Source organism: Streptomyces sp. WM6386 (assembly GCF_000972385.1).
GTDB lineage: Bacteria > Actinomycetota > Actinomycetes > Streptomycetales > Streptomycetaceae > Streptomyces.
The window spans coordinates 97,070-123,349 of record NZ_JXTE01000010.1 but is presented as its reverse complement, the minus strand read 5'-3'; the positions used below and the strand labels follow the sequence as shown (position 1 = coordinate 123,349).

Sequence of the window (26,280 nt, the reverse complement as noted above, 5' to 3'; positions counted from 1 at the left end):
GGTACCGGCGCCGAGCGGCCGTCCTCGCGACCCTCGGTCAGGACAACATCCCGGCGGAGGTCGCATGAGCGCGAGGCGTTTCCGCAGCGTCGGTGTCGATCCGGCCACCGGTAAGGAGGCGTTCGTGGTCGCGCAGACGGGCGGTTTCCTTGAGGAGCTGGCCGATGCGCACGCCCTCAAAGCCGCCGCTGTCCTGGCGACGGTCGTCGGTGCTGTGATCGAGGGAGGCGAGGCGTCGGACGCCGAACTCGCCGCCTTCGTACCTTCGTTGCATGCGGCGCTCGAAGAATGCGTTGGGATCATGGTGGCCGACAGAATGTGACGTCGTAAGACGTCCGGCCGTAGTGCCGGTGGTCGGGTGCGATCTTGTCTGCGAAGGCGCCGATGTCTTACGGAGGCAAGGCCGCACCCGGCGTGCCCGTGGATGGGACCGGTGCTCATTCCCAGCACCAACACGGGTCTCACCGGTCGACGGGCGACCAGACATGATCGGCTCGCGCCCGTGCGCTGATCCGACCGTCGGGCCGACGCGGTGCGGGTACCGTCTAAACCGCAGGCAACGTCCACCCTCGAACCGGGAGCACAACCGTGACCGCATTGCACGCGCAGCCGCAGCCCGGTGAGCCGATCATTCCCATGCCGGCCCTGACCCCCGACGCCTTGCGCGCCGCCGTTGAGGAGCTCACGCCGAGCCGTATGCCGTCGTTCGTCCGCGATCTCGTCGACGCGACCACCAGCGCTCAGCGGGCACAGTCCCTTGCGCCACTGCGCACCTTCGTCCACACATGGGGCGTGTTTGTCGCGATCCAGCGCTACCCCTCGCGAGCCGCTCGCCTGCGCCACCTGGAAGACGTGGTGAGTGGCGGGGTGGAGGATCCGACGGACGCCATCACCGAGATAAAGAAGATCCACTCGGAGGCGGAGGTCGAGGCCGGGCTGTGACCGACTGGAAGTGGGACTACAACCCGAGCGAGGAGTATCTGACCGCCGGGCTCCCAGTCGGCGTTGTGGCAGAGGTGGAGCGCATCGCCAACGAACTTGCCGCGCTGGGCCGTGACGCCGAGACGGCAGGGAGCAGACCCGAGGACAAGCCAGGCGGCCTGAGAAACTTCCCGATCTTCGGCGGCCGCGGCTTCATCCAGTTCCTCGCCGTTCCCCGGCATGAGTGCGTCTACATCTGCAGCGTCGTGTGGCACGGGTGACGACACCCGGAAGGGAGGGGCGCGCGTGCGGCCCTAGGGCGTACGGATCACTCATCCGGCTGCTCAGGAGCTTCTAGGGCGCACCCAGCGACCGTTCCATGACCCGGGCCAGGTGCCCGTCGAACACCTCCCGGGTCTCCGGCGTCAGCGTGCGCAAGGCGATCAGGGCGGTGATGACGACGTCGCACAGCTCGCTCTGGACGTCGTCCCAGGTGTGGGACGCGCCCTTGCGCGGGTTCTGGTTCATCGCGCCGATCACCGCCTCGGCCACCTCGCCGACCTCCTCCGACAGCTTCAACAGCCGTAGGAGGAGGTCCTGTTGCCCGCCGAGCGGGCGGTTCGATTCGATCCACGTCCACAGGGCATCGATGCCCGACCAGATGTCGGGGTCCTGATCACTCATGGACGCAGCTTGGCATGCGCCACTGACAGCCGGGGAGGCCACGGGCCCGCCGCTGACCTGCCCCGGCCGTCGACAGCAGATCAGCCGTCGCCGAGCAGCTTGTCCATCTCCTCGATCTCGGCGGCCTGCGCGGTGACGATGTCGTCGGCCATGGCGGTGGCGGCCGTGTACCGGCCCTTCGACTGCTCCGTCTTCGCCATGTCGACGGCGCCCTCGTGGTGCTCGACCATCAGGTTCAGGAACAGGGCGTCGAACTTCTCGCCGGACGCCTTCCCCAGCTTCGTCATATCGGCGCCGTCCATCATGCCAGGCATGCCGGAGTGCGCGGTGTGCTCCGTGCCCGGCACCTCCTCGCCCCAGGACTTCAGCCAGCCGGACATCGTCCGGATCTCCGGGTCCTGCGCCTTCTCGATGCGCGCCGCGAGGGCCTTCACCTCGGCGGACGAGGCCCGGACGGCGGCGAGTTCCGCCATCTCCAGGGCCTGGCGGTGGTGGGGGATCATGCCCTGCGCGAAGGAGACGTCCTGGGCGTTGTGGGAAGTGGCCGATGACGAGGGGGAGTTGTGGCCGCTCTCGTGACCGCTGGCGCTGTCGCCGTCGCCACAGGCCGCCAGGACGAGGGCGGCGGTGACGGTCGCCGCCATGACGGCAGCGCGGCGTGTACGGGTGGTGCTCATGCTTGAACTCCTGCTGGATGAAAGGGATCTGGACATGCCGATGCGCACACCGAGGTGCGCGGCGTGGTGTCTAGATCCGCAGGAGTTGGAGTTCCGCCAGGGACGGGGGCGCCCGGGCGCCTTCCGGGTCGGAGCCGGCGTACGCGCGCGGTGATTCGTCTCGTACGACGGTGGCGACCGGGTCGGGCACGAGCGCGGGCAGCGTCGGCCCACCGCTCACCGCGGCCGCCGCGCAGGTGGCGTCGGCGTGCGTGAGGTGGCCCGAGCCGCAGTGGCCCTCGTCGGCGCATCCGTCATGGACGGCTGAGACGGAGACGGCGGCCACGGGTGGGGCGTGCGGGTGATCGTCCGTGACGGTGGCACCGGGGGCCAGGGCGTGCATGCCCATGAGCCCCGCCAGCAGAGCCGGCACGAGCAGCGCCCGCCACCACCACCGGGGCGGTCGTGCGGGGTGGTGCTCGGGGCCGGTCACGGGGGCCAGCCTAGGCGAGCGGGCGCCCGACCCGCGTACGGGGCACCCCTACTCCCCGAACAACGCCTCCTGCGCATCGAACTGCTCCGCCTGCTCCTCCCTCTCCTTCTCCTGGAGCCTGCGGTTGCGCGCCCCCACGACCACCGCCGTGGCCGCCGCGGTCACCGCGAGTGCCGTGGGGACCATCCAACCCCGGTCGAACACATGCCCGATGGCGTGGTCGAGGGAGAGTCGTCCGGGTCCTGTGATCGCGAGGCCCGTCGCCGCCAGGCCCAGCGTCGCCGCGTACTCGAAGCCGCCCTCGGCGTTGAAGAAGCCGTTGGGCGTGTGCACGGTGGACGCTCCCGCCATCGCACCGGCCGCCGCCGCGCCCGCCGCCGGGGTCGCCAGGCCCAGCGCCAGCAGTGTGCCGCCGCCCGCCTCCGCGAGGCCCGCCGCGGTGGCGCTCGCCTTGCCGGGCGAGTAGCCGACCGACTCCATGAACTGGCCGGTTCCCTCGATGCCGTGGCCGCCGAACCAGCCGAGCAGCTTCTGTGCGCCGTGCGCGGCCAGCACACCCCCGGTACCCAGCCGGAGCAACAGCAGGCCCAGATCGCGTCGGTCGTAGGAAGAGGTGTGTGAGGTCACGATGACTCCCGTAAGAGATGGACGAAACATCCCCCTCGCGTTTCCACCGTCGCACTCCTGACACCTCCGGGAGTCACCCGCGCCGCCGTTCGGGTGGCGGGCCCGGGGGAGCGGTGTGAGTCTGGCTGGCATGACGATTCAGACCGGCAAACTCAGCGACCCAGCGGTCCGCGCCTTCGTCAACGCCGTCAACGCGCACGACCGCGACGGCTTCATGGCCCTCCTCGCCCCCGGCGCGACCATGTCGGACGACGGCTCCGACCGTGACCTCGACGACTGGACCGACCGGGAGATCTTCTCCTCCCACGGTCACATGGAGGTCGACAACGAGTCCCGCGGCGGCCGCGACCTCCTCGCCCGCTACAGCAACGACACCTGGGGCGAGATGCGCACCAAGTGGCACTTCGAGGTGGACGGCGACAAGATCACCCGTTTCGAGACCGGGCAGGCATAGCGGGGTCCGACAGGTTCCGAGAAAGCCCTTGCCTTGAAGTGCGCTCCAAGGCCTAGCGTCTCGACCCATGGAGACCAACAGGACTTTGGGCCGTAGCGGCATAGAGGTCAGCCCCCTCGGCTTCGGCTGCTGGGCCATCGGCGGTGAGTGGTCCGACCTCGGCGGACAGCCCCTCGGCTGGGGCAAGGTCGACGACGACGAGTCCGTACGGGCGATCCACCGCGCCCTCGACCTCGGCGTGACCTTCTTCGACACCGCCGACGTCTACGGCACCGGGCACAGCGAGCGGATCCTCGGCCGCGCCCTCGGCAAGCGCCGCGCCGACGTGGTCGTCGCCACCAAGTGGGGCAACCTCTTCGACGAGGAGACCCGCACTCTCAACGGGGAGGACACCTCCTCGGACCACGCCCGTGAGGCGCTGACCGCCTCCCTCACCCGCCTCGGCACGGACTACGTCGACCTGTACCAACTGCACCTCTCCGACGCCCACCCCGACCAGGGCGCCCGACTCCGCGACCTGTGCGAGGAGTTCGTACGCGAGGGCCTCATCCGCGCCTACGCCTGGAGCACCGACGACCCGGCCCGCGCCGCCGTCTTCGCCGAGGGCCCGCACTGTGCCGCCGTGCAGCACGCGCTGAACGTGATGCAGGACGCACCCGAAATGCTGGCCCTGTGCGAGAAGTCGGGACTCACGAGCATCAACCGCAGCCCGCTGGCCATGGGGTTGCTGGCCGGGAAGCGTCAAGGGCCGCAGGACGCCGGGGACATCCGCAGCAAGCCGCCGACCTGGCTCCCGGGCTTCAGCGACAGTTCCGGAACCGACCCCGCGTGGCTGGCCAGGATCGACGCCGTCAACGAGATCCTTACAAGCAACGGCCGTACGCTCGCCCAGGGTGCCCTGGCCTGGATCTGGGCCCGCAGCCCGCGCACGGTGCCGATCCCGGGCTTCCGTTCGGTAGCCCAGGCAGAACAGAACGCGGGAGCAATGGAGAAAGGGCCGCTCACCGCCGATCAGTTGACCGAGATCAACCGAATCCTCGAACGGTGAACGGCCCGACCCGCTAGTACTGCGCGTACGCCTGCCGCTGATCCGTCAGCGTGATCTGCCCCGCCTTGATGGTGGCCAGACGCGGGGACTTCCTGGCGATCGACGAGTCGTGGGTGACCATGATGAAGGTCAGCCCGTACTCGTGCCACAGGCCTTCGAGGAGGGCCATGATCTCGTCGCGCATCGACTCGTCGAGGTTGCCCGTGGGCTCGTCGGCGAGGAGCACCTTCGGCTTCTTCACCAGCGCGCGGGCGATGGCGACCCGCTGCTGCTGGCCCCCGGACAGCTCCGACGGCGCGTGGCCGAGCCGTTCGCCGAGGCCGACCGAGCGCAGCGCCTCGGCCGCCCGCTCGCGCCGCTCGGCCGGCTTCACGCCGAGCGGTACGAGGGCCGTCTCGACGTTCTCCTGCGCGGTGAGCGTCGGGATGAGGTTGAAGGACTGGAAGATGATGCCGATCTTCTCCGCCCGCAGCCGGGTCAGCTTCGCCTCGCTGATCTTCGCGAGGTCGACGCCGTCCAGCTCGACACTGCCCTCGGTCGGCCGGTCCAGGCCGCCGATCATCTGCAGCAGGGTGGACTTGCCGCCACCGGTGGGGCCCTGGATGACGAGCTGGTCGCCGTCCTCGATGGTGAGGTCGACGCCGCGCAGCGCCTCCACCGTGTCCTTGCCCCGCGTGTAGCGCTTGGTGACGCCGGTCAGTCTGTACATGGGTGCTCCGTGAGTACGTGAGAGGAGAGGGGGGCGGGGCGCCGCGACCCGGGGGGAACGGACGTGGCGCCCCGGCTCATGAGGGGTCAGGACACGCTGCGCAGCGCGTCCGCCGGGCGCATCCGCGAGGCCCGCCAGCCGCCCATCGCGCCGGCGATCAGTCCACCGGTCACGGCCAGGCCCACCGCGAGGGCGATCGTGGTGAGGGAGACGGGCGCGGAGAGCGCGATCTCCATCGTGTTCTGGGTCGACTGCCGGCCGGGGCCACCACCGGGGCCGCCCATGCCACCGCCGCCGCTGCTGCCGAGCTCCGCGGTCAGCTTGGGGCTGATCGCGGTCACGGTGTACGCGGCCGCCAGACCCAGGCCGATACCGAGGACGCCGCCGATCAGACCGTTCACCATCGACTCGCCGACGACCTGCCGGGTCACCCGGCGGCTCGGCCAGCCGAGGGCCTTCAGGGTGCCGAACTCACGCACCCGGCGGGACACCGCCGAGGAGGTCAGCAGCGCGGCCACCAGGAAGGCGGCGGCGAGCACCGCGATGGACAGCCACTTGCCGACGCTGGTCGCGAGGTTGGAGGCGGTGGACAGGGAGCCGGAGACGGTCTCCGCGAGGTCGGCCGAGGTCGTCACCGTCGTACCCGAAATGTTCTTCTGGATCGTCGACTTGACCGAGTCGATCTGCTTCGAGTCGGTCGCCTTGACGTAGATCGTGGTGACCTGGTTCTTGGCGTCGGCCAGCGTCTGGGCCTGCTTCAGCGGCAGGTAGACGTCGGTGGTGGACTCGCTGCTGGAGGCCGTCGCGATACCGATGATCGTGTACTTGGTGCCGGAGATCTTGAGGGTCTTGCCGACCTTGTACGAGTTCTCCTTGGCGTACGACTTGCTGAGCACCACGACCTTCGCGTTGGTCTGCGAGGCCGTGAAGGTCTTGCCGGAGGTGATCTCCATGCCGGCCAGCGGGCCGAGGGTCTGGTCGGTGACGTCCACGCCGGCGACAGAGTAGGAGTTCACGTCGAACGAGGCGCCGCCCCCCTGCACCTGAGGCGCGGCCGTGCTGGCGCCGCCGCTGCCGCCACCGGGGCCGCCGCCCTGGGACTGACCGCTGCCGGTCGTGGACTGCGCCTTGCCCTGGGTGAAGGAGCCGTCGACCTTGGTGACGTTCAGGGTGATCGCGCCGACCGCGTTCGCCACGCCCTCCTGCTGGGCGACCTTGGCGACGAGCGCGGCCTTGAGGGCCTGGCCGCCCTGCGTCATCACACGGTCGGAGCTCTGCTTGTCGTCGCTGTCGTTGGAACTGGCGTCGAACTCGAAGTTCGGTCTGCCCGAGCTGTTGTCGGTCGGCGCCGACCTGGCCTTGGTGACCGTCATGTCGGTGCCGAGGCCGTACAGCGACTTCAGGACCTTGTCCTGAGCCTGGGACATGCCGGCCGACACCGAGTTGACGGTGATGACCAGCGCGATACCGAGCGCCAGACCCAGTGCGATGACCAGGGCGGCCTTCTTGCGCCGGCCCAGCTCGCGCTTGAGATAGATGCCAAACATCCCGTTCCTCAGAGGTTCTTGGCGCCCGCTGTGGGCGCGGCCTCAAGTTAGGGACCTTGCATTGCGGAGCCGTGAGTAAGGGATGTGCAAGGCCTGAGAAGGGATGTGCGAGAGCTGAGAAAGTATGCGGCAGCCGTTCCATCCACCGGCGTGTACTCCGCGGTCCCGCGCGGAGCCCACCCCCATCCGGTGCGGTGGAACGACTGCCGTCTCCCCCTCGGTTTGGTCTGCGGAAGCTCACTGCTCCAAGTGTGAAGTTCTGGTGGAGGAGATGTAGAGCATAAGTCTGGCATCGGCCCGGATGGAGCGGATGTTCATATTCCGCTTGTGCAGATTGAGCCCTCAATCACGCCTCAGCCGCGCCCCACGTACGGCATCGCCGTCGCCAGCACCGTCGCGAACTGCACGTTCGCCTCCAGTGGCAGCTCCGCCATGTGCCGCACCGTGCGCGCGACGTCGGCGACGTCCATCACGGGCTCCGGCGCGACCTCGCCGCTGGCCTGCAAGGCCCCGGTCTGCATCCGTGCGGTCATGTCGGTCGCCGCGTTCCCGATGTCGATCTGCCCGACCGCGATGCCGTACGGCCGCCCGTCCAGGGACAGCGACTTGGTGAGGCCGGTCAGGGCGTGCTTGGTCGCGGTGTAGGCGACGGAGTGCGGACGCGGCGTATGGGCGGAGATGGAACCGTTGTTGATGATCCGCCCGCCCTGCGGTTCCTGCTCCTTCATCTGCCGGTACGCCGCCTGCGCGCACAGGAACGCCCCGTTGAGGTTGGTGTCCACCACGTGCCGCCACGCGTCGTACGGCAGCTCCTCGACGGGCACTCCGCCGGGGCCGAACGTCCCCGCGTTGTTGAACAGCAGGTCCACCCGCCCGAACCGCTCGACGGTCGCGGCGAACAGTGCGGCCACGTCGTCCGGTCGCGCGACATCCGTGCGTACGGCGAGGGCGGCGCCCTCGGGTACGAGCGCGGCCGTCTCCTGAAGCGTCCCGGGGCGGCGCCCGGCCAGCGCCACGGACCAGCCGGCCCGCAGCAGTTCCGCGGCGACGGCCCGCCCGATGCCCGAGCCGGCGCCGGTCACGACGGCGATCTTCGATCCACGTTCAGTCATGACATGGAGCGTACGAGGTGCATCCGTAATGTGGAATCAATAGTCCGTCATGCGGATGTCTTACTCCCCCGGGTAGCGGACCCCGATGCGCTCCCGGACCGTGTCCATCGTCCGCATCACCGCGAGCGTGCCCTCCAGCGGGACGAGCGGCGACTCGGTCTCGCCGGCCCGCAGCGCGCGCATCACCTCGACGGCCTCGTGCTTGAGGCTGTTGCGGGGACCGGCCTCGGCCTTGAACTCCTCGGGGTCACGGCCGTCCCGGTGCAGCACGAACCGGTCCGGGAAGAAGAAGCCGTACGGCACGTCGATACGGCCCAGCGAACCGGTGACCGACGCCGAGGTCGACGTACCGCCGATGATCGAGCAGTGCACCGAGGCGAGCGCGCCGCTGTCATAGGAGAACAGGGCTCCCGTCTGGAGGTCGACGCCCTCGTCGGAGAGGGTCGCGCGGGCCGCGATGTCCGACGGCTCCCCGAGCAGCAGCTGGGCGAACGACACCGGGTACACACCGAGGTCGAGGAGCGCGCCGCCGCCCTGTGCCGGGTCGCGCAGCCGGTGGCTGGGCGGGAAGGGGCCCGCCAGTCCGAAGTCGGCCTGGACGCTGCGCACTTCGCCGATCGCGCCGTCGTCCACCAGCGCCTTGAGCTGCCGTATCAGGGGATTGCAGTACATCCACATGGCTTCCATCAGGAAGCTCCCGCGCTCCCGCGCGAGCCCGACCAGCTCCTGCGCCTCGCGCGCGTTCAGCGTGAACGCCTTCTCGCACAGCACGTTCCGCCCGGCCTCCAGACACAGACCGGCGGCCGCCCGGTGCGCCGAGTGCGGGGTGGCGACATAGACGACATCGATGTCCGCGTCCTCGGCCAGCGCGCCCCACTCGCCGTACGCCCGCTCGATCCCGAACCGCTCCGCGAACGCCTTCGCCGACTCCTCGCTCCGCGAGGCCACCGCCACGACCTCCGCATCCGGCAGATCCACCAGATCCGCCGTGAACGCCGCCGCGATCCCACCGGTCGCCAGGATTCCCCAGCGCACCTTCTGCTCCGTCATCTCCGTGTCCATCCTCGCTCGCGTGACGCTCACCGCTCTGCCTTCCCGCTCCGCGAGGCCACCGCCACGGCCTCCGCGTCCGGCCCCGCGGCGCAGCCGCCATCGGATGCGGTCACCAGATCCGCCGTGAACGCCGCCGCGATCCCACCGGTCGCCAGGATTCCCCAGCGCACCCTCTGCTCCGTCATCCCCGCGCCCATCCTCGCTCGCGTGACACTCGCCACTGTGTACGAGCTGAGAGCATAGGTGGCGGATCGGATTCAGAGGGAGGGGCACATGCCCGACAGCGGGGCATCGACATCGGACCTGGAACAGGCGGCTGCGGCACCGGCGCAGCCGCCCACTCGTGCCGCGCGCCGCACCGGCTGGGTCGTCACCCTCACCCTCGGCGGCCTGACCGCCACGCCCCCGCTGGCGATGGACATGTACCTCCCCTCGCTCCCGGAGGTCACGAACTCCCTGCACGCGCCCGCCGCGACCGTCCAGCTCACGCTCACCGCCTGTCTGCTCGGCATGGCCCTCGGCCAGCTCGTGGTCGGCCCGATGAGCGACCGCTGGGGCCGCCGGCGTCCGCTGCTCGCCGGTCTGGTGGTCTACGTCCTCGCCACCGCCCTGTGCGCCCTGGCGCCCACCGTCGAGACCCTGGTCGCCTTCCGGCTGACGCAGGGGCTGGCGGGCGCGGCCGGGATAGTGATCGCGCGGGCCGTCGTGCGCGATCTCTACGACGGTGTGGCCATGGCCCGCTTCTTCTCCACCCTCATGCTGATCGGCGGGGTCGCCCCGATCGTCGCGCCCGTGATCGGCGGCCAGATCCTGCGGGTGACGGACTGGCGGGGCGTGTTCGTGGTGCTGACAGTCGTCGGCGCACTGCTGGCCGTGCTGGTGTGGGCCCGGCTGCCCGAGACCCTTCCGGTGGAGCGGCGCCATGTCGGCGGGGTCGGCGCGGCCCTGCGGTCCATGGGCACCCTGCTCGCCGACCTCCCCTTCACCGGCTTCATGCTCGCGGGTGGCTTCGCCTTCGCCGCACTGTTCGCGTACATCTCGGCCTCGCCGTTCGTGATCCAGGAGATCTACGGGGCCTCGCCGCAGACCTTCAGCCTGCTCTTCGGACTGAACTCGGTGGGCCTGGTCGTCGTCGGCCAGATCAACGGCAAGGTGCTGGTCGGCCGGGTCAGCCTGGAGAAGGTGCTGGGCGTGGGGCTCACGATCGTCATCGCCGCCGCGACCGCGCTGCTGCTGATGTCCCTGGGCGTGTTCGGCGAGCCCGGCCTGGTGGCCGTGGCCGCCGCCCTCTTCGTCCTGATGTCGGCGATGGGCATCACCCTCCCCAACGCCCAGTCCCTCGCCCTCCTGCGCACCAAGCACTCCGCGGGCTCCGCCTCCGCCCTGCTCGGCACCTCCTCCTTCCTCATCGGGGCCATCGCCTCCCCGCTGGTCGGGGTCGCCGGGGAGGACACCGCCGTACCGATGGCCGTGGTCCAAGTCGTGTCGGCACTGGTAGCGCTTGCCTGTTTCATGGGAATGTGCCGTCCTTGGAACAGACGTGCGAGCGCGGAGGGAGCAGAGAGCTGAGCGCGCCGAGACTGCGCAGCGACACACCGGAACGGGCCGGACTCGACCCCGGGGAACTCGAACACCTCGCCCAGGAGGTCCACGACCTCACCACCGGCGAGCGCCCCTGGGCGGCCGGCACCGTCGTGGTCGCCGGACGCGGCCCGGTGATCGCCGTCGAGGAGGCGGCGGGCTGGGCGGTCCGGTACGCCTCCTACGACCCCGAGGCCGACGCGGGCGTGGAGCTGCCGCGCAAGGCACGCGTCCCCACGACGGTCGCGACCCCCTTCGACCTCGCCTCCCTCACCAAGCTGTTCACCGCGGTCGCCACGATGCAGCAGATCGAACGCGGCACCCTCGGCATCGACGCCCGGGTGGGCGCGTATCTGCCGGACTTCCGGGGGGCGGCCGAGCACGGGGTGACGGTACGGGAGCTGCTCACGCACACCTCCGGACTCCGCCCCGAACTCCCGCTGTACGACTGCGCGGACGACACGGAACGGCTGGAGCTGCTGCGGTCCGAGCCCCCGATCGGCGTACCCGGCACCTACACGTACTCGGATGTGAACCTGCTCCTCCTCCAGCACGTCCTGGAACGCATCACCGGCCGGGGCCTCGACACCCTCGTCCACGACGGCATCACACGGCCGCTGGGGATGACGGCGACCGGGTTCGGGCCGTGCCCCGGGGCGGCGGCGACGGAGTACCAGCGGCGGCCCTGGGCCAAGGCGGACCGGGGGATGCTGCGAGGTGTCGTCCACGACGAGAACGCGTGGGCGCTGGGCGGCGTGGCGGGTCACGCCGGTCTCTTCTCCACCGGCCGTGACCTGGCCGTCTTCTGCCGCGCCCTGCTGGCGGGCGGCTCCTACGGCCCCGCCCGCATCCTCGGCCCCGACTTCGTCGAACTCATGCTGACCCCACCGGGCCTGGGCTTCGCCATCGACCAGCCGTGGTTCATGGGCGAGCTGGCGGGGCGGGGGGCCGCGGGGCACACCGGGTTCACGGGGACCTCGCTGGTCCTCGACCGGGCGACGGACACGTTCCTGGTGCTGCTCTCGAACGCCGTCCACCCCCGAAGACGGCCACCGGACAGCAGACCGAGAGCGGCGGTGGCCACCCGTCTGGCGCGCGCGGTCCGCCCCACCAGCCTGTCCGGCGTGTGAGGACGAGGGCTGTTCAGGGCCGGTTCCGGGCGACCTAGAATCGCCGGGTGAACGCCCCCGTATCCCCGGCCGAGACCCTTCGCGCCACCCTTGCCACCGTCCTCGACGGACTGCCCCCGAAGCAGGCCGCGCAGGCCGTCGACCGGCTGATCGCCACCTACCGCGGGGCCACCCCGACCGACGCGCCCATCCTCCGGGACCGGGCGGACGTCGCCGCGTACGCCGCGTACCGGATGCCGGCCACCTTCGAGGCGGTGCGCTCGGCGCTGGACGCGTTCGCGGACGCGGTGCCGCAGTGGGTGCCGGGGAGTCATGTGGACGTCGGCGGCGGCACCGGGGCGGCGACCTGGGCGGTCAGTGCCACCTGGTCCGGTACGCGGCCGGTGACGGTCCTCGACTGGGCGGAGCCCGCGCTGGCCCTCGGCCGGGAGATCGCCGTGGCGAACCCGGCGCTGGCGGGTGCGAGTTGGCGACGCTCGCGGATCGGATCCTCATCCGCGCTCGAGAGCACGGATCTCGTCACGGTCTCCTACGTCCTGAACGAACTCGCTCCCGCCGACCGCACCGCCCTCGTCGACGCCGCCGCGGGCGCCGCGCAGGCGGTGGTGATCGTCGAGGCCGGTACGCCGGACGGATACGCACGGGTGATCGAGGCCCGGGACCGTCTGATCGCGGCCGGTTTCCAGGTGGCTGCCCCCTGCCCCCACAGTGCCGCCTGTCCCATCGTCCCCGGCGAGGACTGGTGCCACTTCTCGACACGGGTCAGCCGCTCGTCCCTGCACCGGCAGGTCAAGGGTGGCTCCCTGCCCTACGAGGACGAGAAGTTCAGCTACGTCGCCGCTGCCCGCTTCCCGGTCACCCCGGCTGCGTCCCGTGTCATCCGCCGCCCCCAGATCCGCAAGGGCCAGGTCCTGCTGGACCTCTGCGAGACGGACGAGCAACTGTCCCGCACGACGGTGACGAAGCGCCACGGTGACCTGTACAAGGCGGCGCGGAACGCGGCTTGGGGCGACCCCTGGCCCCCACTGCCGTAGCTGCGGACTTTTCTTCGCCCCCGCCGCCCCTACCCGCCCCATCCTCCAGGGGCGCTGCCCCTTCGACCCCGTTCCCAGGGGGCTCCGCCCCCTGGACCCCCGCTCCTCAAACGCCGGAGGGGCTGAAATTCACGGACCGCCCGCTTTCCGAGCGCCGGTCACTGCATTCCAGCCCGTCCGGCGTTTGAGGACGAGGCCCGTTCAGGGCCGACAGCGGGGGGCTGGGGGCGCAGCCCCCAGGGACGGGAACGCTCGGGTTCGACGAGACGGGGCGTCTCACTCGCCTGCTACCGTCGGCCCATGGTCAAGCAGTCCGTCCCCGACACCACTCGCCGCAGCGAGAAGTCCCGTCGCGCCATCTATGACGCCGCCCTCGCGCTCGTCGGCGAGGTCGGTTACCCCAAGACCACCATCGAGGGCATCGCGGCCCGCGCGGGCGTCGGCAAGCAGACGATCTACCGGTGGTGGTCGTCGAAGGCGGAGGTGCTGATGGAGGCCTTCCTCGACCTCGGCGAACAGTCCGCACGCGAGGCCGGCCAGGAGTCCTACGCCTTCCCGGACACCGGCGACCTCGCCGCCGACCTCAAGGCCGTACTGCGCGCCACAGTCGACGAGCTGAGGGACCCCCGTTTCGAGGTACCGTCCCGCGCCCTGGCCGCGGAAGGCGTCGTCAACGAGCAGCTCGGCCGGGAACTCGTGGCCAAGCTGCTCGAACCCTCGCTCCAGCTCTACGTCGACCGTCTGCGCTCCGCACAGGACACCGGTGACGTACGCCAGGACATCGACCCGCGCATCGCCCTGGAGCTCGTCGTCTCGCCCCTCGCCCAGCGCTGGCTCCAGCACACCGGCCCCATCGACCACACGTACACCGACACCCTCGTCGACTACGCCCTCTACGGTCTCGCCCCGCGCTGAGGCCCCCGCTGAGGCCCCCGCGCCAGCCGCCCCGGCGTATCCGTGATCACCCCGTCGCAGCCCAGCCCCAGCACCCGGTCCCGCTGCGCCGACGTCACCACGGTGTGCGCCCACACCCGCCGGACACCGGAGTTCGCCGCCCGGACCAGGTCCGCGTCACGCGCCTTGTAGTCGACGTCCAGGACGTCCACGAAGGACCGCCACCGCTCGGGACGGTCGGTGCGCAGCTGCTGAGCCGAGCGCCACAGGCCGGTCAGCAGACCCATGCCATGGGCCCGGCGGGCCAGTGCCGGGTCGTTGGAGTGCACGAAGACCGAGCGGGTCAGACCCCGGGAACGGAGCAGTGCCGCCAGCGGGGCCACGCTCCGGGGATCCTTCGCCTCCAGCATCAGCACGACCCGCCCGCCCAGCAGATCCAGCACCTGAGCCACGGTGGGCGGCCGCTCCGACCGCCAGCTGCCGGGGAGGGAGGCCTTGGGGCGCACCCGTACGCCCTGCCACTCCCGCACGTTCAGCCTGTGCACCTCGCCGCCCAGATACGTCGTGCGGTTCAGCAGCGGATCGTGCATCACGACGAGCGTGCCGTCGCTCAGCATGCGGGTGTCGAAGTCCAGTACGTGGGCCGTACCGCGCCCATAGGCGGCCATGAGCCCCGACAGGCTGTTCTCGGGCACTTCACGGGCGCCGCCGCGATGGGCGACGTATGTCACACGCGGCAGGGAGTCGGCTGTGAGCGGTCCGGGCCCCCACTCCAGCGGGCTCGTCGGTCCCAACAGCGAGACCAGGGAAGCCGCCGAAGCCAGGCCCGTCAGCGCGATCCTCGTGACCATGACGACCACGGTAGAGGCGCCAGGGGTCTAAATCCTGTCAAAGCGGAGGATTTCACCCGATCCTCCTCCCCGGTACGCCCTGTCCCGCCTACCCCGGTTGTGGGCTCCGGCCACCGGGAGCGCAGGATGGTGGGACCATAGGGCATGCTGTCCGCACCACAGCGAGGCGAGGCGATACATGAGCCAGGAGTTCGGCGGCCGGACCGGCCTGCAGGGCAAACTCACCCAGTGGCTGCGTGGACGCCGCCCGAAGGACGCCGTCGACGACGGCGGCCGTGAGGCCCTGCTGCTGGCCGCCGCCGGGGCGGGACTGCCCCTCGCGCCCGCCGCGCACCCGGCCGGCTACCGCTGCTCCTGCGACCGCATCGGCTGTCCCACGCCCGCCCGGCACCCCGTCTCCTTCGCCTGGCAGACGCAGTCCACCACCGACCGCACCCAGATCGAGCGCTGGGCCCGGCACCAGCCGCAGGCCAACTTCATCACCGCGACCGGCATGGTGCACGACGTCCTGGACATGCCCCTCGACGCCGGCCGCGAGGCCCTGGAGCGGCTGCTCGCCTCCGGTATCGAGGTCGGCCCGGTCGCCGAGACCGACGGCCGGCTGATGTTCTTCACCCTCACCCGCGGCACCCCCGAGGACGAGGACGAGTGGTGGCCGTGCGAGCTGGACTGCCACCCCGAGACGATGGACGAGCATCCGGGGCTTCGCTGGCACTGCCGCGGCTCCTATGTCCTCGTACCGCCCGCCCGGCTGCCCGGTGACGGACAGTCCGTGCACTGGGTACGCGGCCCGGAGCACCCCCTGCCCGACCCGCTGAGCCTGCTGGAGATCCTCACCGACGCCGGCGCCCGCTGGGCCGGCGAGGACCGGGACCACGTCGCCACGGCCTGGCCCTCGCGCGGCTGAAGCACCTCCTCCTCGGAAGAAGAGGCACCTCCTCATGGAACGAGGGGGGCTACTCGGGAACGAGGGGCTACTCGCCCTTCGCCGCCGTCAGTCCCTGGATCCGCCCCAGCACCGACACCTGCGCGCCGTCCGCACCCTTCGCCGGGTCCAGCGCGACCTCGTTGGAGACGAACTCCATCGTCAGCGACTGCTTGACCTCGCCGGTCGTCAGAGCGTCGACGGCCGCGTTCTGGTCGGGGAGCGTGGTGCCCGCGTAGGCGGTCTGCTTCATGAAGTGCCGCGTGGTGAAGAACACCAGGGCGCCGCCGTCCTTCGTGCGCAGCGCCAGCGGGGCGTAGTCACCGCTCGTCAGCGACTCGTCGATGTACTGCGTGGCCCGTCCCGGCTTCTTGGCGTCCTTCGTGCGCTGCGTGCGCCATCCGCTGGTGTGCGCGCCCGCCGCGAAGGTCTTCCCCTCGCCGCTCTCCAGATAGGTCGCGTAGTCCTGGCTCAACTGCCGCGGGGCGACGGACAGTTCCGTCGAGTTCGCTGGGACGGCCTCCGCCCAGCCGTCCGTGTCCGTCTTGAACTGCGGTACGTCGTCCGGTGCGACGAGCGTCAGATACGCCACCTGGAACGGCTCGTCCAGGCCGTCGCGCGTGAACACGAACAGCCAGCGCGCGGTGCCGCCCTTGTTCGCGGCGGTGTCGGCGACGAACCAGCGCGGCCAACCCGCCTTCTTGGGGATGGTGTACTTCGCGTCGGACAGCTTCAGCGGGGTGTGCGCCGTGTTGCCCTGCGGGCTGTTGGCCCTGCCCGCCTTCAGCCGCGCCGCGTCGATGTCGGCGAGGGGGCCGGTGACGTGGTCCGCGTCCAGGGAACTGTCGTACGCCTTGTCGGCCTTGTTGTACGCGGTCGTGAACTCCCGGAGTGCCTCGGCGGCTTCGGCCTTGGTCGTCGCGGGGAGCACCTCGCGCTCCCCGTGGACCACCACACACCCGCTCGCCGTCAGCGACAAAGCGGTCACCGAGGCCGCTATCAGCACCCTCCGGTCAAGATTGCGAAGCCTTCGAGGGCTGCGATTCCTGCTCATCGGATGCCTTCACCTTCCCCTTCCCGGAGGCGAACCCTACCGGGGCGAGGAACAGTGCGAGCGTCGGGATCAGGTACAGCAGCCACACCGTGACCTGGAGCACGGTCGGGTCCGGCTGGAAGTTGAAGACGCCCTTCAGCAGGGTGCCGTACCAACTGTCCGGCGGGATGGCCCCGGAGATGTCGAAGGCCTTGTCGTTCAGGCCCGGCAGCCAGTCGGCCTCCTGGAGATCATGGAAGCCGTACGCCAGCACACCCGCCGCCACGACGACCAGCATGCCACCGGTCCACGTGAAGAACTTGGCGAGGTTGATCTTCAACGCGCCCCGGTAGAACAGCCAGCCCAGCACGACCGCCGTGGCGATGCCGAGCCCCACCCCGATCAGCGGGCGCGGCGTCCCGTCACCGGCCGCGTGCACCGACGCCCACACGAACAGGGACGTCTCCAGACCCTCCCGGCCGACCGCGAGGAACGCGGTGGCGACCAGCGCGCCGGTGCCCATCCGCAGGGCCGCGTCCAGCTTGCCGTGCAGCTCCGCCTTCAGATGCCGGGCGGTGCGCCGCATCCAGAAGACCATCCACGTCACCAGGACGACCGCGAGGACCGACAGGGAGCCGCCGAGCGCCTCCTGCGCCTTGAACGTCAGCTCCTGGGAGCCGAATTCGAGCGCGCAGCCGAAGCCGAGCGCGATCGCGATCGCGACCGCGATGCCGATCCAGATGGGCTTCAGCGCGTCCCTGCGGTCCGTCTTCACCAGATAGGCGATGAGGATGCAGACGACGAGAGAGGCCTCCAGGCCCTCGCGCAGACCGATCAGATAGTTGCTGAACACGGCTACGCCTCCCTGGCGAACAGCGTGCGGCCCCACCAGTCGTCCTTGTCACGGACGCCTGGCGGGACGGCGAAGACCGCCGAACCCACGTGCTGGATGTACTCGTTGAGCGCGTCCGGGGCGAGGTTGCGCTGGATCTGCACGAACCCCCTGCGCACATCGTGCTGGTACGCGAGGAAGAACAGCCCGGCGTCGAGCCGCCCGAGCCCGTCCGTGCCGTCGGTGAAGGAGTAGCCGCGGCGCAGGATCGTCGCCCCGTGATTGGAGTCGGGGTGCGCGAGCCGGACGTGCGCGTCGGGCAGCATCGCCTTCAGGAACGGCTTGTCGCGCTCCTTGGCCTTGCCGACCGGGGCGCCCTCGCCCTTGTCACGGCCGAAGATGTCCTCCTGCTCCTGCAGGGAGGTGCGGTCCCAGGTCTCGATGTGCATCCGGATACGGCGCGCGACGAGATAGGACCCGCCGACCATCCAGTCGGGCCCTTCCTGGTCGGAGACCCACACGAACTTCTTCAGCCGGTCCGTCTCGGTCCCCGCGATGTTGCGGGTGCCGTCCTTGAACCCCATGAGGTTGCGCGGGGTCTGCTCCTGCGGCGTCGTCGACGAGGTCTTCCCGAAGCCGAGCTGCGACCAGCGGATGACGACCTTGCCGAAGCCGATACGGGCCAGGTTGCGGACGGCGTGCACGGCGACCTGCGGATCGTCGGCGCAGGCCTGGATGCACAGGTCGCCGCCGCTGCGGTTCTTGTCGAGGGCGTCCCCGGCGAACTTGGGCAGCTCGAAGAGACCCTCGGGTTGTTCGCCTTCGAGCCCGAACTTCCGGAACAGCGACGGCCCGAAGCCGATGGTGAGGGTGAGCCGCGAGGGCTTGAGCCCCAGCGCCTCACCGGTGTCGTCCGGCGGCGCCTCGGCCAGCCCGCCGAAGGCACCCTCGCCGACCGCCTGCCCGCCGGTCATCCGCCGCGCGGCCGCCGTCCAGTCCTTCAGCATCTGCACGAACTCGGCGCGGTCCTCGGTCTTCACGTCGAACGCGGCGAAGTGCAGCCGGTCCTGCACGGGGGTGGAGATGCCGGCCTGGTGGTCACCATGGAACTCGACAGCGGCGCCCGCTTCGGAGGCAGCCGGATCGACGTCGTTGCCGGCCTGGGTCATCGCCACCGCCCCGCCGGCCGCGGCGGCACCGAGCGCGAGCCCGGCACCGCCCCAGCCGATCAGCGCACGGCGGGAGGGAGTTGCGTCCGTCATGGCTGCTCCTGCCTCAGGAAGACTTCGTGACGACGGCGGCGGCCAGCTTCGACAGCGGCTCCGCGAGCGCGTTCACCGCGTCCGACAGCTCCTTGCGGTCGGCCTCGCCGACCTTGTCGTACGAGGTGAAGTCGTACGACGACTTGTCGGCGCGGTACTGGTCGAGCAGCGTGTCGAGCGCGGCGAACTGCTTGTCGAGCTCGGTGGTGAGGGCCGCGTCGTTCTCCTTGGCGACCGCCTTCAGCAGCTCGTACGACTTCTCGGCGCCCTCGACGTTGGCCTTGAAGTCGACGAGGTCGGTGTGCGAGTAGCGCTCCTCCTCGCCGGTGACCTTGCCGGTGGCGACCTCGTCGAGGAGCTCCTTGGCGCCGTTGGCCATGGAGGTCGGGGTGATCTCGGCCTTGCCGACCCGGTTCTGCCAGTCCTTGAGGTCGGTGATCAGCTGGTCGGCGAGCTCGGAGTCACGGGCGGTGAGCTTCTTGTCCTTCCAGAGCGAGCGCTCCAGGCGGTGCCAGCCGGTCCAGTCCTTCTCCGGGTCCTGGCCGTCCTCCAGACCGTCCTCGCGGACGTCGACCTTCGGGTCGATGTCACCGAAGGACTCCGCGACCGGCTCGGTGCGCTCCCAGCCGATACGGGAGGGGGCGTAGGCCTTCTTCGCGGCCTCGAGGTCCCCGTCCTTGACCGCCTTGGCGAAGGTCTCGGCGAGCGGCAGCGTCTCGTCGGCCTGCGCCTGCACGTATGTGCGGTAGGCGGCGACGGCCTTGTCGAGCCGCGGGTCTCGCTTGGCGGCGGTGCCGCCGGTGGCCTTGACGTCCTGGCGGATGCCGTCGCCCTTCATGCCGGGCTTGCAGGCGATCGTGTAGTCGCCGGCCTTCACCTCGGCGGTGACGGTCTGCTTGGTGCCCGGGCCGATGTTCTCGCGCTCGGTGACGACCCGGTCGTCCGGGAAGAGGATGTAGACCTCGGTGACCTTGGAGCCCTTGTTCTCGATGGCGAGCTCGACGTGGCCGGCCGGGAACTCCTTCTTCGACACGTCGCACTTGCTGTCGGTGGCGGTCACGTCGATGACGCGGTCGCTGCCCCCGGAGCCGCCCTTCTCGGTGCACCCGGTGAGGGCGGTCAAGGCCGCCACGGTGGCGGTGGCGGTGACTGCGGAGAGTCTGGCGGCTCGCATGCGGGCTCCCGGGCGATGGCTGAAAAATCACGTGACAGGGCTCACACAGTTCGGTGAGGCTCGCCTAACTTATCCGAGCCTTACCTGCGTGATACCCCGCCGTTCCGTGATTCACCTCTCATAGACGGTGTAAGAGCACGACCCGATCACGGTGACTCAAAACGGACCCCAAGTAACAGTCAAAGGAGATTCAAAGGTCCCGCTCAGGGTTTACGAGCAGCGCCCCCGTCCGAGGGTGCGGAAACACCCTCCACGGGCTGGTCGTACACCTCCGACAGCAGCCGCTCGCCGAAGATCTCCTCTGCGCCCCGTCGGCGGTGACCCGACCGGCGATCCGGGCCACGCACGCCAACGGGCCGCCGTGGAACAGGGGCACGCCGAGCTGGTCGCCTCGCTTGCGTACGGCGTGGCCCCCGCCGGCCTCCGGCCCCTCCCCGGCGGGGCCAGGGCCTGGGACGACCTCGCCGACCGCGCGATGCTTCAATTCCCCCGTGACTGACTACGACGTACTGCGCGTCTTCTGCGCGCCGAACGGCGGATACGGCAATGAACTCGGCGTCATACGCGAGGGATCAGTGATGCCGGACCGCGAGGAGCGGCAACTGTTCGCCGGGAAGCTCGGGTTCAGTGAGACCGTGTTCGTGGACGACCCGGAGCGTGGGGTCATCGACATCTACACGCCGACGCTGCGGCTGCCCTTCGCCGGTCACCCCTGTGTCGGCACGGCATGGCTGCTCGACGTGCCGGAGCTGGTCACCCCGGCCGGCGTCGTGGGCGCCCGGCTCGACGGCGAGTTCAGCTGGATCGAGGCACGGGCGGAGTGGGCGCCGCCGCGGACGCTCAGGCGGTACGCGACGGCCGCCGAGGTCGACGACCTGGACGTGCCGCCGAAGGGGGAGTGGATCTACGCCTGGGCCTGGGAGGACGAGCCCGCGGGGCGGGTGCGCGCGCGGGCGTTCCCCGGCCGTGACGACGGGATCGACGAGGACGAGGCGACCGGCGCCGCCGCCCTTCTGCTCACCGAACGGCTGGGTCGCGCCCTGAACATCACTCAGGGCGCGGGCTCACAGATCCTCACCGCTCCCCAGCCCGGCGGCTGGGTGGAGATCGGCGGCCGGGTGTACCTGGAGCGTTAGGCGCTCAGGGGGAACTCCTGGTCAAGGGCGCGGAAGACCGCCGTGTTCAGCGCGAACGCCTTCTTGCACTCCGTCACGATCCGCTGCTTCTCCAGGTCGTCGGCCTGCACCCCGTCCAGCAGCTCCCGGTAACCCCGCTTGAACGCGGCGGGGTTGGCGATCCCCTCGAAGACGTAGAAGCGCACTCCGTCACCCTTGCGCTCGAAGCCCCACGTCCGCTCCGCTTTGTCGCGGATGATCTGGCCGCCGGAGAGGTCGCCGAGGTAGCGCGTGTAGTGGTGGGCGAGGTAACCGGCCGGCCACTCGGTGGCGCACTCCCGCACCCGGTCCGCATAGGCCTGCGTGGCCGGCAGCGCGGTCAGCCCCGTACGCCAGTCGGCGCCCCGCAGATGCTCCAGGTCCCGCTCCAGCGCGCCCAGCCGGTACAGCTCGGGCCGGATGAAGGGCCCGGTCACCGGATCCGCGGCCAGCCGCTCGGCCCCGCTCTCCAGCGCCTCGTACACGAACCACAGCTGCTCGGTGTACCGCGTGTACGCGTCCACGCCCAGCCTGCCGCCGAGCAGGTCGCTCATGAACGACGAGGTCTCCGCCTCCACGTGCTGCTCATGGGACGCGGTGCGGATCACTGTCGAGAAGGAGTCCATGCCGTGCATCCTCCAAGGTAAGGCTTACCTAAGTCAATAGGTTTGCCGACGCCCTGTCGGTAAAAGCGTACAAGAAAAGACCCGCCCCCAGCAGGCGACGGGTCCACGGGCTTGCTACGGCAGCGTCAGGATCTCGGCGCCGCTCTCCGTCACCGCCAGCGTGTGCTCGAACTGCGCCGTGCGCCTGCGGTCCTTCGTGACGACCGTCCAGCCGTCGTCCCACATGTCGTACTCATGGGTGCCCAGCGTCAGCATCGGCTCGATCGTGAAGGTCATGCCGGGCTGGATGACCGTCGTCGCGTGCGGACTGTCGTAGTGCGGAATGATCAGCCCGGAGTGGAACGACGAGTTGATCCCGTGCCCCGTGAAGTCCCGCACCACCCCGTACCCGAAGCGCTTGGCGTACGACTCGATGACCCGGCCGATGATGTTGATCTGGCGCCCCGGCCGGACCGCCTTGATCGCGCGCTCCAGCGACTCACGCGTCCGCTCGACCAGCAGCCGGCTCTCCTCGTCGACGTCCCCGACCAGGTACGTCGCGTTGTTGTCGCCGTGCACCCCGCCGATGTACGCCGTCACGTCGAGGTTGACGATGTCGCCGTCCCGCAGCACCGTCGAGTCCGGGATCCCGTGGCAGATCACCTCGTTGACACTGGTGCACAGCGACTTGGGGAAGCCGCGGTAGCCGAGCGTCGACGGGTAGGCGCCGTAGTCGCACATGTAGTCGTGCGCCACCTTGTCCAGCTCGTCGGTGGTCACACCGGGGGCGATCAGCTTCGCCGCCTCCGCCATCGCCCGCGCGGCGATCCGGCCGGCGATCCGCATCGCCTCGATGGTCTCCGGAGTCTGCACCTCCGGTCCGGTGTACGGCGTCGGCCCCGGCTTGCCGACGTACTCAGGACGACGGATGTTTCCGGGCACGGAACGGGTGGGGGACAGCTCCCCTGGTACAAGCAGCGACTGGCCAGACATGCCAGCGAGTCTAACGAGCCGCTGTGGGGGAACATGTCGGTGGCGAGAGGAGCTGGTCATGGCCTTGTTCAAGAAGCGCACGGTCGGCAAACCGGGCGAGTGGTACTACTGCCTGGAGCACAAGAAGGTCGAGGAGGGGCCGGACTGCCCCGGCAAGGACCGTTTCGGGCCGTACGCCTCCCGGCAGGAGGCCGAGCACGCGATGGAGACCGCCCGCGAGCGCAACCTCGAGTGGGAGAACGACCCCAAGTGGCACGACGCCTCGGCCCGCCGCAGCGACGACGACTGATCAGGCGCCCGTGGGTGCGGCGGCGGTCCGCTGCTTCCGCACCCGCGCCGCGTGCTCGTCCGTCCGCGCGTCGTACGTCATCAGCTTCGGCAGACACAGGGCCAGCAGGCCCACCGCGCCCGCGCACAGCACACCGCCCGACCACACCGACGTCCGCACACCCCACCACGCGGCGAAACCGCCCGACCTGACCTGGCCCAGAGTCGGACCGACGGAGTACGACAGCAGCTCGATCCCGGCGAGCCGGCCCCGCAGCTCGTCCGGAATCGTCTGGTTCCACATGACCCCGCGGAAGATCCCGCTGACCATGTCGCAGCCGCCCGCCACGGTCAGGAACAACAGCACCAGCCACAGGTTGCCGACGAGCCCGGCCGCCGCGATCGCCACGCCCCACAACGCGGCCGACAACACCACCATCCTTCCGTGCCGGTGGATCCGCGCCGTCCAGCCACTCGTCACACTCACCAGCAGCGCCCCGAGCGGGACCGTCGCGTACATCAGACCCAGCGCCCACTCGGCGTCCAGCTCGTCCGCGAGGAACGGCAGCAACGCCAGCGGCATCGCCAGGAACATCGCGGCCAGGTCGACGGCGTAGGTGCCGAGCAGCTCCTTGCGGCTCCAGGCGTACCGGGCGCCCTCCGCGATCGCCTTCAGCGACGGTCTCGCCGCCTCGTGCGCGGCGGGGGAGGAGGCGATCGGGACGATGAGGGCGACCGAGATCACGAAGGTCAGCAGGTCCGCCGCATAGGCCCAGCCGAACCCCGCGTACGCCACCACCACACCCGCCACCGCCGGGCCCGCGACCCCGCCGACCGTCCAGCGGAAGGTGTTGAGGGAGGCCGCGGCCGGCAGATGCTCATGAGCCACGATCCGCGGCCACAGCGAGTCCAGCGCGGGCCGCTGGACCGAGACGAGCGCGGAGGACAGGGCGGCGACCAGATACAGCGGCCACACCGCCGGGTTCGGCATCAGCGCGTTCACCAGCAGCACCGCGCTGAGCAGACCCTGCCCGGCCTCGGTCCAGATGATCAGCCCGCGCTTGTCGAGCGCGTCGGCCAGCGCACCGCCGTACAGCCCGAAGACGATCAGCGGTACGAGCTCCACCGCGCCGATCGCCCCGACCGCCGCCGCGGAGTTCGTGAGCTCCTTGATCTGCACCGGCAGCGCGACGAACGTCAGGAAACTCCCGAAGTTCGAGATCAGCCCCGACACCCAGAGCCGCCGGAAGTCGGCGGAGGCCAGCCAGGGCGTGAGGTCGGGGAGGACGGAGCGCAGGCGGGAGGGGCGGGCAGGAGGGGCGTCGTCGTCGGTCACGAGGGGCCATGGTCGGGTGGGGCGACGGCCCGGGCAACCGAATTTCCGGGCGCGTGAGCACTTCCGGACAGGGAGCAGGCGGCGGGGCCCGGGCGGCGTCGCGCGGGCGGGCGTCGTCGGTGTCGTGAGGGCGACCGCCGCTCGACCCGCATCGGCGTCCGTTGCCCGTGGCGAGGAGGCGACCGCCGGCCGGCCTTGCGAGGGCGCCCACTGGGTGCCGCGCGGGCGACCCCCGTGTAGCCGGTGGCCGCCTTCTGCGGCGCGGTGCCGTCCGTCTGACCTGCAGGGGTGCTGATACACAGTGCGTCAGCGACCGCCTCGCACGGCCCCCACCGCTGGTTGCCTCCCCCGGCGCGCGAGCGGTTGGCCTTCGTGCCCGCGCGCACTCGCACCTCCCTCGCCCCGCTACCACCGCGCCGGCGGCGGAGCCGTCAGCTGGTCCGTCAGGAGGGACAGGCGGTCCCGGAAGCGTCGGCGGGCCCGGGGGGTCGGCAGGGCGTTCTCGCCGGCCGCCGCGCTCACCAGGTGCTGGACGGTGTCCAGGTCGAGGTCCGTGCCCTCGGGGACGGTGAGGGACTCGTGGGCCATGGCCGCGAGGTCGCCCTCGTCGGGGCCGAGCGCCAGGACCGTCGCCCCCGCGCGGCGGGCGTCGTGCACCCGCTCCAGCAGCGGGGCGCCCGGCGACTCGGGCGACACGACCAGCAGCGTCTCCCCGCGCCGCGCCGCCGCCAACCGTCCCAGGCCGACGGCCAGATGGGCCGGGTCCGAGGGCTGCGCCTCATGTCGTACGAGGGTGGGAGCCAGCTCCGGTGTGCCCGACCAGGCCGCCTCGTCCACCAGATGAGCCGCCAGATGCCACGGCTCGTACTCCGGTGTGCCGACCAGCAGCAGGCCACCGCCGTGCGAGACCACCGAGCCGCGCAGCACCCCGGCGAACTTCCGGGTCGCCCCCAACCACTCGGTCCCGGCGAGCACTTCGCGCAGCAACGCGACACGTACGGCGTCCATGGGGCCGCATCCTGCCGCAAGCGGCCACTCATGACCCGGAGTTCACCACGAATTCGCCCGAACCAGGCATAGCAAGAGCTGTCGGCCTTCCGCGGGGGCGGGGGCACATCGACATCGGCTTCCGGCGGGTGTCCGTGACGCGGCTCACCTGACCGGACGGGGTGCGCGGGGCGCACGTAAAGTCGGCCCATGACCTCTACCGACAGTGCACAGAAGGCCCCCGCGAAGGACCCCTGGGACCTTCCCGACGTCTCCGGGCTCGTCGTCGGCGTGCTCGGCGGGACCGGCCCCCAGGGCAAGGGCCTCGCCTACCGGCTCGCCAAGGCCGGCCAGAAGGTGATCATCGGCTCGCGCGCCGCCGACCGCGCCCAGGCCGCCGCCGACGAGCTCGGACACGGCGTCGAGGGCGCCGACAACGCCGAGACCGCGCGCCGCAGCGACATCGTGATCGTCGCCGTGCCCTGGGACGGCCACGGCAAGACACTGGAGTCGCTGCGCGAGGAACTGGCCGGGAAGCTGGTCGTCGACTGCGTCAACCCGCTCGGCTTCGACAAGCAGGGCGCCTACGCGCTGAAGCCCGAGGAGGGCAGCGCCGCCCAGCAGGCCGCCGCCCTGCTGCCGGACTCCCGGGTCACCGCCGCCTTCCACCACCTCTCGGCGGTCCTGCTGGAGGACCCGGAGGTCGACGAGATCGACACCGACGTGATGGTCCTCGGCGAGGCACGCGCCGACGTCGAGATCGTCCAGGCCCTGGCCGGCCGTATCCCCGGCATGCGCGGCATCTTCGCGGGGCGCCTGCGCAACGCCCACCAGGTCGAGTCGCTGGTCGCCAACCTGATCTCCGTGAACCGCCGGTACAAGGCGCACGCCGGTCTGCGCGTCACGGACGTATGAGCC

31 protein-coding genes are annotated in these 26,280 nt (G+C 70.6%); 13 read left to right on the top strand and 18 right to left on the bottom strand.

Going from position 1 to position 26,280, the window contains the following annotated elements; all coding sequences use genetic code 11:
- Nucleotides 1-64: 64 nt before the first annotated feature.
- The 3 genes from TN53_RS08940 (at nt 65) to TN53_RS08930 (ending at nt 1,202) form a co-directional block, all read left to right on the top strand.
- A complete protein-coding gene (locus tag TN53_RS08940) occupies nt 65-322 on the top strand; it encodes a hypothetical protein (protein ID WP_046257880.1) in 258 nt (85 codons plus the stop codon).
- A 266-nt stretch (nt 323-588) separates the two neighbouring features.
- A complete protein-coding gene (locus tag TN53_RS08935) occupies nt 589-942 on the top strand; it encodes a DUF6247 family protein (RefSeq protein ID WP_324609607.1) in 354 nt (117 codons plus the stop codon).
- A complete protein-coding gene (locus TN53_RS08930) occupies nt 939-1,202 on the top strand; it encodes a hypothetical protein (RefSeq protein WP_046257879.1) in 264 nt (87 codons plus the stop codon). The genes TN53_RS08935 and TN53_RS08930 overlap by 4 nt, the downstream gene beginning before the upstream one ends.
- Before the next feature lie 73 nt (nt 1,203-1,275).
- Here TN53_RS08930 and TN53_RS08925 read toward each other — a convergent pair whose 3' ends face one another.
- The 4 genes from TN53_RS08925 to TN53_RS08910 all read right to left on the bottom strand — a co-directional run bounded on the left by TN53_RS08925 (nt 1,276) and on the right by TN53_RS08910 (nt 3,411).
- Entirely contained in the window at nt 1,276-1,605 is a 330-nt protein-coding gene (locus tag TN53_RS08925; protein ID WP_046257878.1) for a MazG-like family protein, read from the bottom strand.
- An 80-nt stretch (nt 1,606-1,685) separates the two neighbouring features.
- Nucleotides 1,686-2,282, bottom strand: coding sequence for a DUF305 domain-containing protein (locus TN53_RS08920; protein WP_046257877.1), 597 nt, complete (start codon nt 2,280-2,282; stop codon nt 1,686-1,688).
- A gap of 70 nt (nt 2,283-2,352) precedes the next feature.
- Nucleotides 2,353-2,754 (bottom strand): DUF6153 family protein, encoded by a 402-nt coding sequence (locus TN53_RS08915; protein ID WP_267886529.1) that lies wholly within the window; start codon nt 2,752-2,754, stop codon nt 2,353-2,355.
- Nucleotides 2,755-2,802: 48 nt separating this feature from the next.
- Nucleotides 2,803-3,411 carry a DoxX family membrane protein gene (locus tag TN53_RS08910; protein WP_046257875.1) on the bottom strand — a complete coding sequence of 203 codons (609 nt, stop codon included), beginning with the start codon at nt 3,409-3,411 and terminating at the stop codon, nt 2,803-2,805.
- A gap of 100 nt (nt 3,412-3,511) precedes the next feature.
- Here TN53_RS08910 and TN53_RS08905 point away from each other — a divergent pair, with 100 nt between their 5' ends.
- Complete coding sequence (locus TN53_RS08905) at nt 3,512-3,835, top strand: hypothetical protein (protein WP_046257874.1); 324 nt, start codon at nt 3,512-3,514, stop codon at nt 3,833-3,835.
- Between the two features lie 67 nt (nt 3,836-3,902).
- On the top strand, nt 3,903-4,883 hold the full coding sequence (locus tag TN53_RS08900) for an aldo/keto reductase (protein ID WP_046257873.1): 981 nt from the start codon (nt 3,903-3,905) through the stop codon (nt 4,881-4,883).
- Nucleotides 4,884-4,896: 13 nt separating this feature from the next.
- Here the strand turns inward: TN53_RS08900 and TN53_RS08895 are convergent, their stop codons facing one another.
- The 5 genes from TN53_RS08895 to TN53_RS47210 form a co-directional block, all read right to left on the bottom strand.
- Nucleotides 4,897-5,592: an ABC transporter ATP-binding protein gene (locus TN53_RS08895; protein WP_046257872.1), complete on the bottom strand. Its 696-nt coding sequence runs from the start codon at nt 5,590-5,592 to the stop codon at nt 4,897-4,899.
- A gap of 86 nt (nt 5,593-5,678) precedes the next feature.
- Nucleotides 5,679-7,139 carry an ABC transporter permease gene (locus tag TN53_RS08890; protein ID WP_046257871.1) on the bottom strand — a complete coding sequence of 487 codons (1,461 nt, stop codon included), beginning with the start codon at nt 7,137-7,139 and terminating at the stop codon, nt 5,679-5,681.
- 353 nt (nt 7,140-7,492) lie between these two features.
- Nucleotides 7,493-8,251: an SDR family oxidoreductase gene (locus tag TN53_RS08885; protein WP_046257870.1), complete on the bottom strand. Its 759-nt coding sequence runs from the start codon at nt 8,249-8,251 to the stop codon at nt 7,493-7,495.
- Between the two features lie 60 nt (nt 8,252-8,311).
- Nucleotides 8,312-9,301: a Gfo/Idh/MocA family protein gene (locus TN53_RS08880; protein WP_046257912.1), complete on the bottom strand. Its 990-nt coding sequence runs from the start codon at nt 9,299-9,301 to the stop codon at nt 8,312-8,314.
- A gap of 29 nt (nt 9,302-9,330) precedes the next feature.
- Nucleotides 9,331-9,489 (bottom strand): hypothetical protein, encoded by a 159-nt coding sequence (locus TN53_RS47210; RefSeq protein WP_159038106.1) that lies wholly within the window; start codon nt 9,487-9,489, stop codon nt 9,331-9,333.
- 88 nt (nt 9,490-9,577) lie between these two features.
- On the opposite strand from TN53_RS47210, the gene TN53_RS08875 reads away from it, so the two are divergent.
- From TN53_RS08875 to TN53_RS08860, 4 genes are all read left to right on the top strand, one after another.
- Nucleotides 9,578-10,873, top strand: coding sequence for a multidrug effflux MFS transporter (locus tag TN53_RS08875; RefSeq protein WP_046257869.1), 1,296 nt, complete (start codon nt 9,578-9,580; stop codon nt 10,871-10,873).
- Nucleotides 10,825-12,015, top strand: coding sequence for a serine hydrolase domain-containing protein (locus TN53_RS08870; RefSeq protein ID WP_046257868.1), 1,191 nt, complete (start codon nt 10,825-10,827; stop codon nt 12,013-12,015). The genes TN53_RS08875 and TN53_RS08870 overlap by 49 nt, the downstream gene beginning before the upstream one ends.
- 47 nt (nt 12,016-12,062) lie before the next feature.
- On the top strand, nt 12,063-13,049 hold the full coding sequence (locus TN53_RS08865; RefSeq protein ID WP_046257867.1) for a small ribosomal subunit Rsm22 family protein: 987 nt from the start codon (nt 12,063-12,065) through the stop codon (nt 13,047-13,049).
- 300 nt (nt 13,050-13,349) lie between these two features.
- On the top strand, nt 13,350-13,964 hold the full coding sequence (locus TN53_RS08860; RefSeq protein WP_046257866.1) for a TetR/AcrR family transcriptional regulator: 615 nt from the start codon (nt 13,350-13,352) through the stop codon (nt 13,962-13,964).
- Here the strand turns inward: TN53_RS08860 and TN53_RS08855 are convergent.
- A complete protein-coding gene (locus TN53_RS08855) occupies nt 13,943-14,794 on the bottom strand; it encodes a glycerophosphodiester phosphodiesterase (protein WP_046257911.1) in 852 nt (283 codons plus the stop codon). The two genes, TN53_RS08860 and TN53_RS08855, sit on opposite strands and share 22 nt — an antisense overlap.
- A 178-nt stretch (nt 14,795-14,972) precedes the next feature.
- Here TN53_RS08855 and TN53_RS08850 point away from each other — a divergent pair, with 178 nt between their 5' ends.
- Nucleotides 14,973-15,701 carry a bifunctional DNA primase/polymerase gene (locus tag TN53_RS08850; RefSeq protein WP_046257865.1) on the top strand — a complete coding sequence of 243 codons (729 nt, stop codon included), beginning with the start codon at nt 14,973-14,975 and terminating at the stop codon, nt 15,699-15,701.
- Between the two features lie 67 nt (nt 15,702-15,768).
- Here the strand turns inward: TN53_RS08850 and TN53_RS08845 are convergent, their stop codons facing one another.
- Genes TN53_RS08845 through efeO form a run of 4 tightly spaced genes read right to left on the bottom strand, consistent with a single transcriptional unit; the run spans nt 15,769 to nt 20,020 of the window.
- A complete protein-coding gene (locus TN53_RS08845; RefSeq protein WP_095046378.1) occupies nt 15,769-16,773 on the bottom strand; it encodes a hypothetical protein in 1,005 nt (334 codons plus the stop codon).
- On the bottom strand, nt 16,733-17,605 hold the full coding sequence (efeU, locus tag TN53_RS08840) for an iron uptake transporter permease EfeU (RefSeq protein ID WP_046257863.1): 873 nt from the start codon (nt 17,603-17,605) through the stop codon (nt 16,733-16,735). The genes TN53_RS08845 and efeU overlap by 41 nt, the downstream gene beginning before the upstream one ends.
- A gap of 2 nt (nt 17,606-17,607) precedes the next feature.
- Nucleotides 17,608-18,846, bottom strand: a complete 1,239-nt coding sequence (efeB, locus tag TN53_RS08835; RefSeq protein WP_046257862.1) for an iron uptake transporter deferrochelatase/peroxidase subunit — start codon at nt 18,844-18,846, stop codon at nt 17,608-17,610.
- Nucleotides 18,847-18,859: 13 nt separating this feature from the next.
- Nucleotides 18,860-20,020, bottom strand: a complete 1,161-nt coding sequence (gene efeO, locus TN53_RS08830) for an iron uptake system protein EfeO (RefSeq protein WP_046257861.1) — start codon at nt 20,018-20,020, stop codon at nt 18,860-18,862.
- A 491-nt stretch (nt 20,021-20,511) separates the two neighbouring features.
- Here efeO and TN53_RS08825 point away from each other — a divergent pair, with 491 nt between their 5' ends.
- Nucleotides 20,512-21,156, top strand: coding sequence for a PhzF family phenazine biosynthesis protein (locus TN53_RS08825; RefSeq protein WP_046257860.1), 645 nt, complete (start codon nt 20,512-20,514; stop codon nt 21,154-21,156).
- On the opposite strand, the gene TN53_RS08820 is transcribed toward TN53_RS08825, so the two are convergent.
- Both TN53_RS08820 and map read right to left on the bottom strand, forming a co-directional pair.
- On the bottom strand, nt 21,153-21,800 hold the full coding sequence (locus TN53_RS08820) for a heme oxygenase (biliverdin-producing) (protein WP_046257859.1): 648 nt from the start codon (nt 21,798-21,800) through the stop codon (nt 21,153-21,155). The two genes, TN53_RS08825 and TN53_RS08820, sit on opposite strands and share 4 nt — an antisense overlap.
- 114 nt (nt 21,801-21,914) lie before the next feature.
- The gene (gene map / locus TN53_RS08815) at nt 21,915-22,772 is read right to left on the bottom strand and encodes a type I methionyl aminopeptidase (RefSeq protein WP_046257858.1); all 858 of its coding nucleotides are present in this window, start codon (nt 22,770-22,772) and stop codon (nt 21,915-21,917) included.
- A 58-nt stretch (nt 22,773-22,830) separates the two neighbouring features.
- Here map and TN53_RS08810 point away from each other — a divergent pair, with 58 nt between their 5' ends.
- Nucleotides 22,831-23,061, top strand: coding sequence for a hypothetical protein (locus TN53_RS08810; protein ID WP_046257857.1), 231 nt, complete (start codon nt 22,831-22,833; stop codon nt 23,059-23,061).
- On the opposite strand, the gene TN53_RS08805 is transcribed toward TN53_RS08810, so the two are convergent.
- Complete coding sequence (locus tag TN53_RS08805; protein ID WP_046257856.1) at nt 23,062-24,375, bottom strand: MFS transporter; 1,314 nt, start codon at nt 24,373-24,375, stop codon at nt 23,062-23,064.
- Nucleotides 24,376-24,780: 405 nt separating this feature from the next.
- Nucleotides 24,781-25,383 carry a hypothetical protein gene (locus tag TN53_RS08800; protein ID WP_046257855.1) on the bottom strand — a complete coding sequence of 201 codons (603 nt, stop codon included), beginning with the start codon at nt 25,381-25,383 and terminating at the stop codon, nt 24,781-24,783.
- A 189-nt stretch (nt 25,384-25,572) separates the two neighbouring features.
- Between TN53_RS08800 and npdG the strand changes: the two genes are divergently transcribed.
- On the top strand, nt 25,573-26,277 hold the full coding sequence (gene npdG / locus TN53_RS08795; protein WP_046257854.1) for an NADPH-dependent F420 reductase: 705 nt from the start codon (nt 25,573-25,575) through the stop codon (nt 26,275-26,277).
- Nucleotides 26,278-26,280 lie beyond the last annotated feature (3 nt).

Excerpts from the sequence above, each read along its gene's own strand:
- TN53_RS08940 (WP_046257880.1), top strand. The coding sequence starts at position 65 with ATGAGCGCGAGGCGTTTCCGCAGCGTCGGTGTCGATCCGGCCACCGGT.
- TN53_RS08925 (WP_046257878.1), bottom strand. The coding sequence starts at position 1,605 with ATGAGTGATCAGGACCCCGACATCTGGTCGGGCATCGATGCCCTGTGG.
- TN53_RS08920 (WP_046257877.1), bottom strand. The coding sequence starts at position 2,282 with ATGAGCACCACCCGTACACGCCGCGCTGCCGTCATGGCGGCGACCGTC.
- TN53_RS08910 (WP_046257875.1), bottom strand. The coding sequence starts at position 3,411 with ATGTTTCGTCCATCTCTTACGGGAGTCATCGTGACCTCACACACCTCT.
- TN53_RS08905 (WP_046257874.1), top strand. The coding sequence starts at position 3,512 with ATGACGATTCAGACCGGCAAACTCAGCGACCCAGCGGTCCGCGCCTTC.
- TN53_RS08900 (WP_046257873.1), top strand. The coding sequence starts at position 3,903 with ATGGAGACCAACAGGACTTTGGGCCGTAGCGGCATAGAGGTCAGCCCC.
- TN53_RS08895 (WP_046257872.1), bottom strand. The coding sequence starts at position 5,592 with ATGTACAGACTGACCGGCGTCACCAAGCGCTACACGCGGGGCAAGGAC.
- TN53_RS08890 (WP_046257871.1), bottom strand. The coding sequence starts at position 7,139 with ATGTTTGGCATCTATCTCAAGCGCGAGCTGGGCCGGCGCAAGAAGGCC.
- TN53_RS08885 (WP_046257870.1), bottom strand. The coding sequence starts at position 8,251 with ATGACTGAACGTGGATCGAAGATCGCCGTCGTGACCGGCGCCGGCTCG.
- TN53_RS08880 (WP_046257912.1), bottom strand. The coding sequence starts at position 9,301 with ATGACGGAGCAGAAGGTGCGCTGGGGAATCCTGGCGACCGGTGGGATC.
- TN53_RS47210 (WP_159038106.1), bottom strand. The coding sequence starts at position 9,489 with ATGACGGAGCAGAGGGTGCGCTGGGGAATCCTGGCGACCGGTGGGATC.
- TN53_RS08875 (WP_046257869.1), top strand. The coding sequence starts at position 9,578 with ATGCCCGACAGCGGGGCATCGACATCGGACCTGGAACAGGCGGCTGCG.
- TN53_RS08860 (WP_046257866.1), top strand. The coding sequence starts at position 13,350 with ATGGTCAAGCAGTCCGTCCCCGACACCACTCGCCGCAGCGAGAAGTCC.
- TN53_RS08855 (WP_046257911.1), bottom strand. The coding sequence starts at position 14,794 with ATGGTCACGAGGATCGCGCTGACGGGCCTGGCTTCGGCGGCTTCCCTG.
- TN53_RS08850 (WP_046257865.1), top strand. The coding sequence starts at position 14,973 with ATGAGCCAGGAGTTCGGCGGCCGGACCGGCCTGCAGGGCAAACTCACC.
- TN53_RS08845 (WP_095046378.1), bottom strand. The coding sequence starts at position 16,773 with ATGAGCAGGAATCGCAGCCCTCGAAGGCTTCGCAATCTTGACCGGAGG.
- efeB (WP_046257862.1), bottom strand. The coding sequence starts at position 18,846 with ATGACGGACGCAACTCCCTCCCGCCGTGCGCTGATCGGCTGGGGCGGT.
- efeO (WP_046257861.1), bottom strand. The coding sequence starts at position 20,020 with ATGCGAGCCGCCAGACTCTCCGCAGTCACCGCCACCGCCACCGTGGCG.
- TN53_RS08820 (WP_046257859.1), bottom strand. The coding sequence starts at position 21,800 with ATGGACTCCTTCTCGACAGTGATCCGCACCGCGTCCCATGAGCAGCAC.
- map (WP_046257858.1), bottom strand. The coding sequence starts at position 22,772 with ATGTCTGGCCAGTCGCTGCTTGTACCAGGGGAGCTGTCCCCCACCCGT.
- TN53_RS08810 (WP_046257857.1), top strand. The coding sequence starts at position 22,831 with ATGGCCTTGTTCAAGAAGCGCACGGTCGGCAAACCGGGCGAGTGGTAC.
- TN53_RS08800 (WP_046257855.1), bottom strand. The coding sequence starts at position 25,383 with ATGGACGCCGTACGTGTCGCGTTGCTGCGCGAAGTGCTCGCCGGGACC.
- npdG (WP_046257854.1), top strand. The coding sequence starts at position 25,573 with ATGACCTCTACCGACAGTGCACAGAAGGCCCCCGCGAAGGACCCCTGG.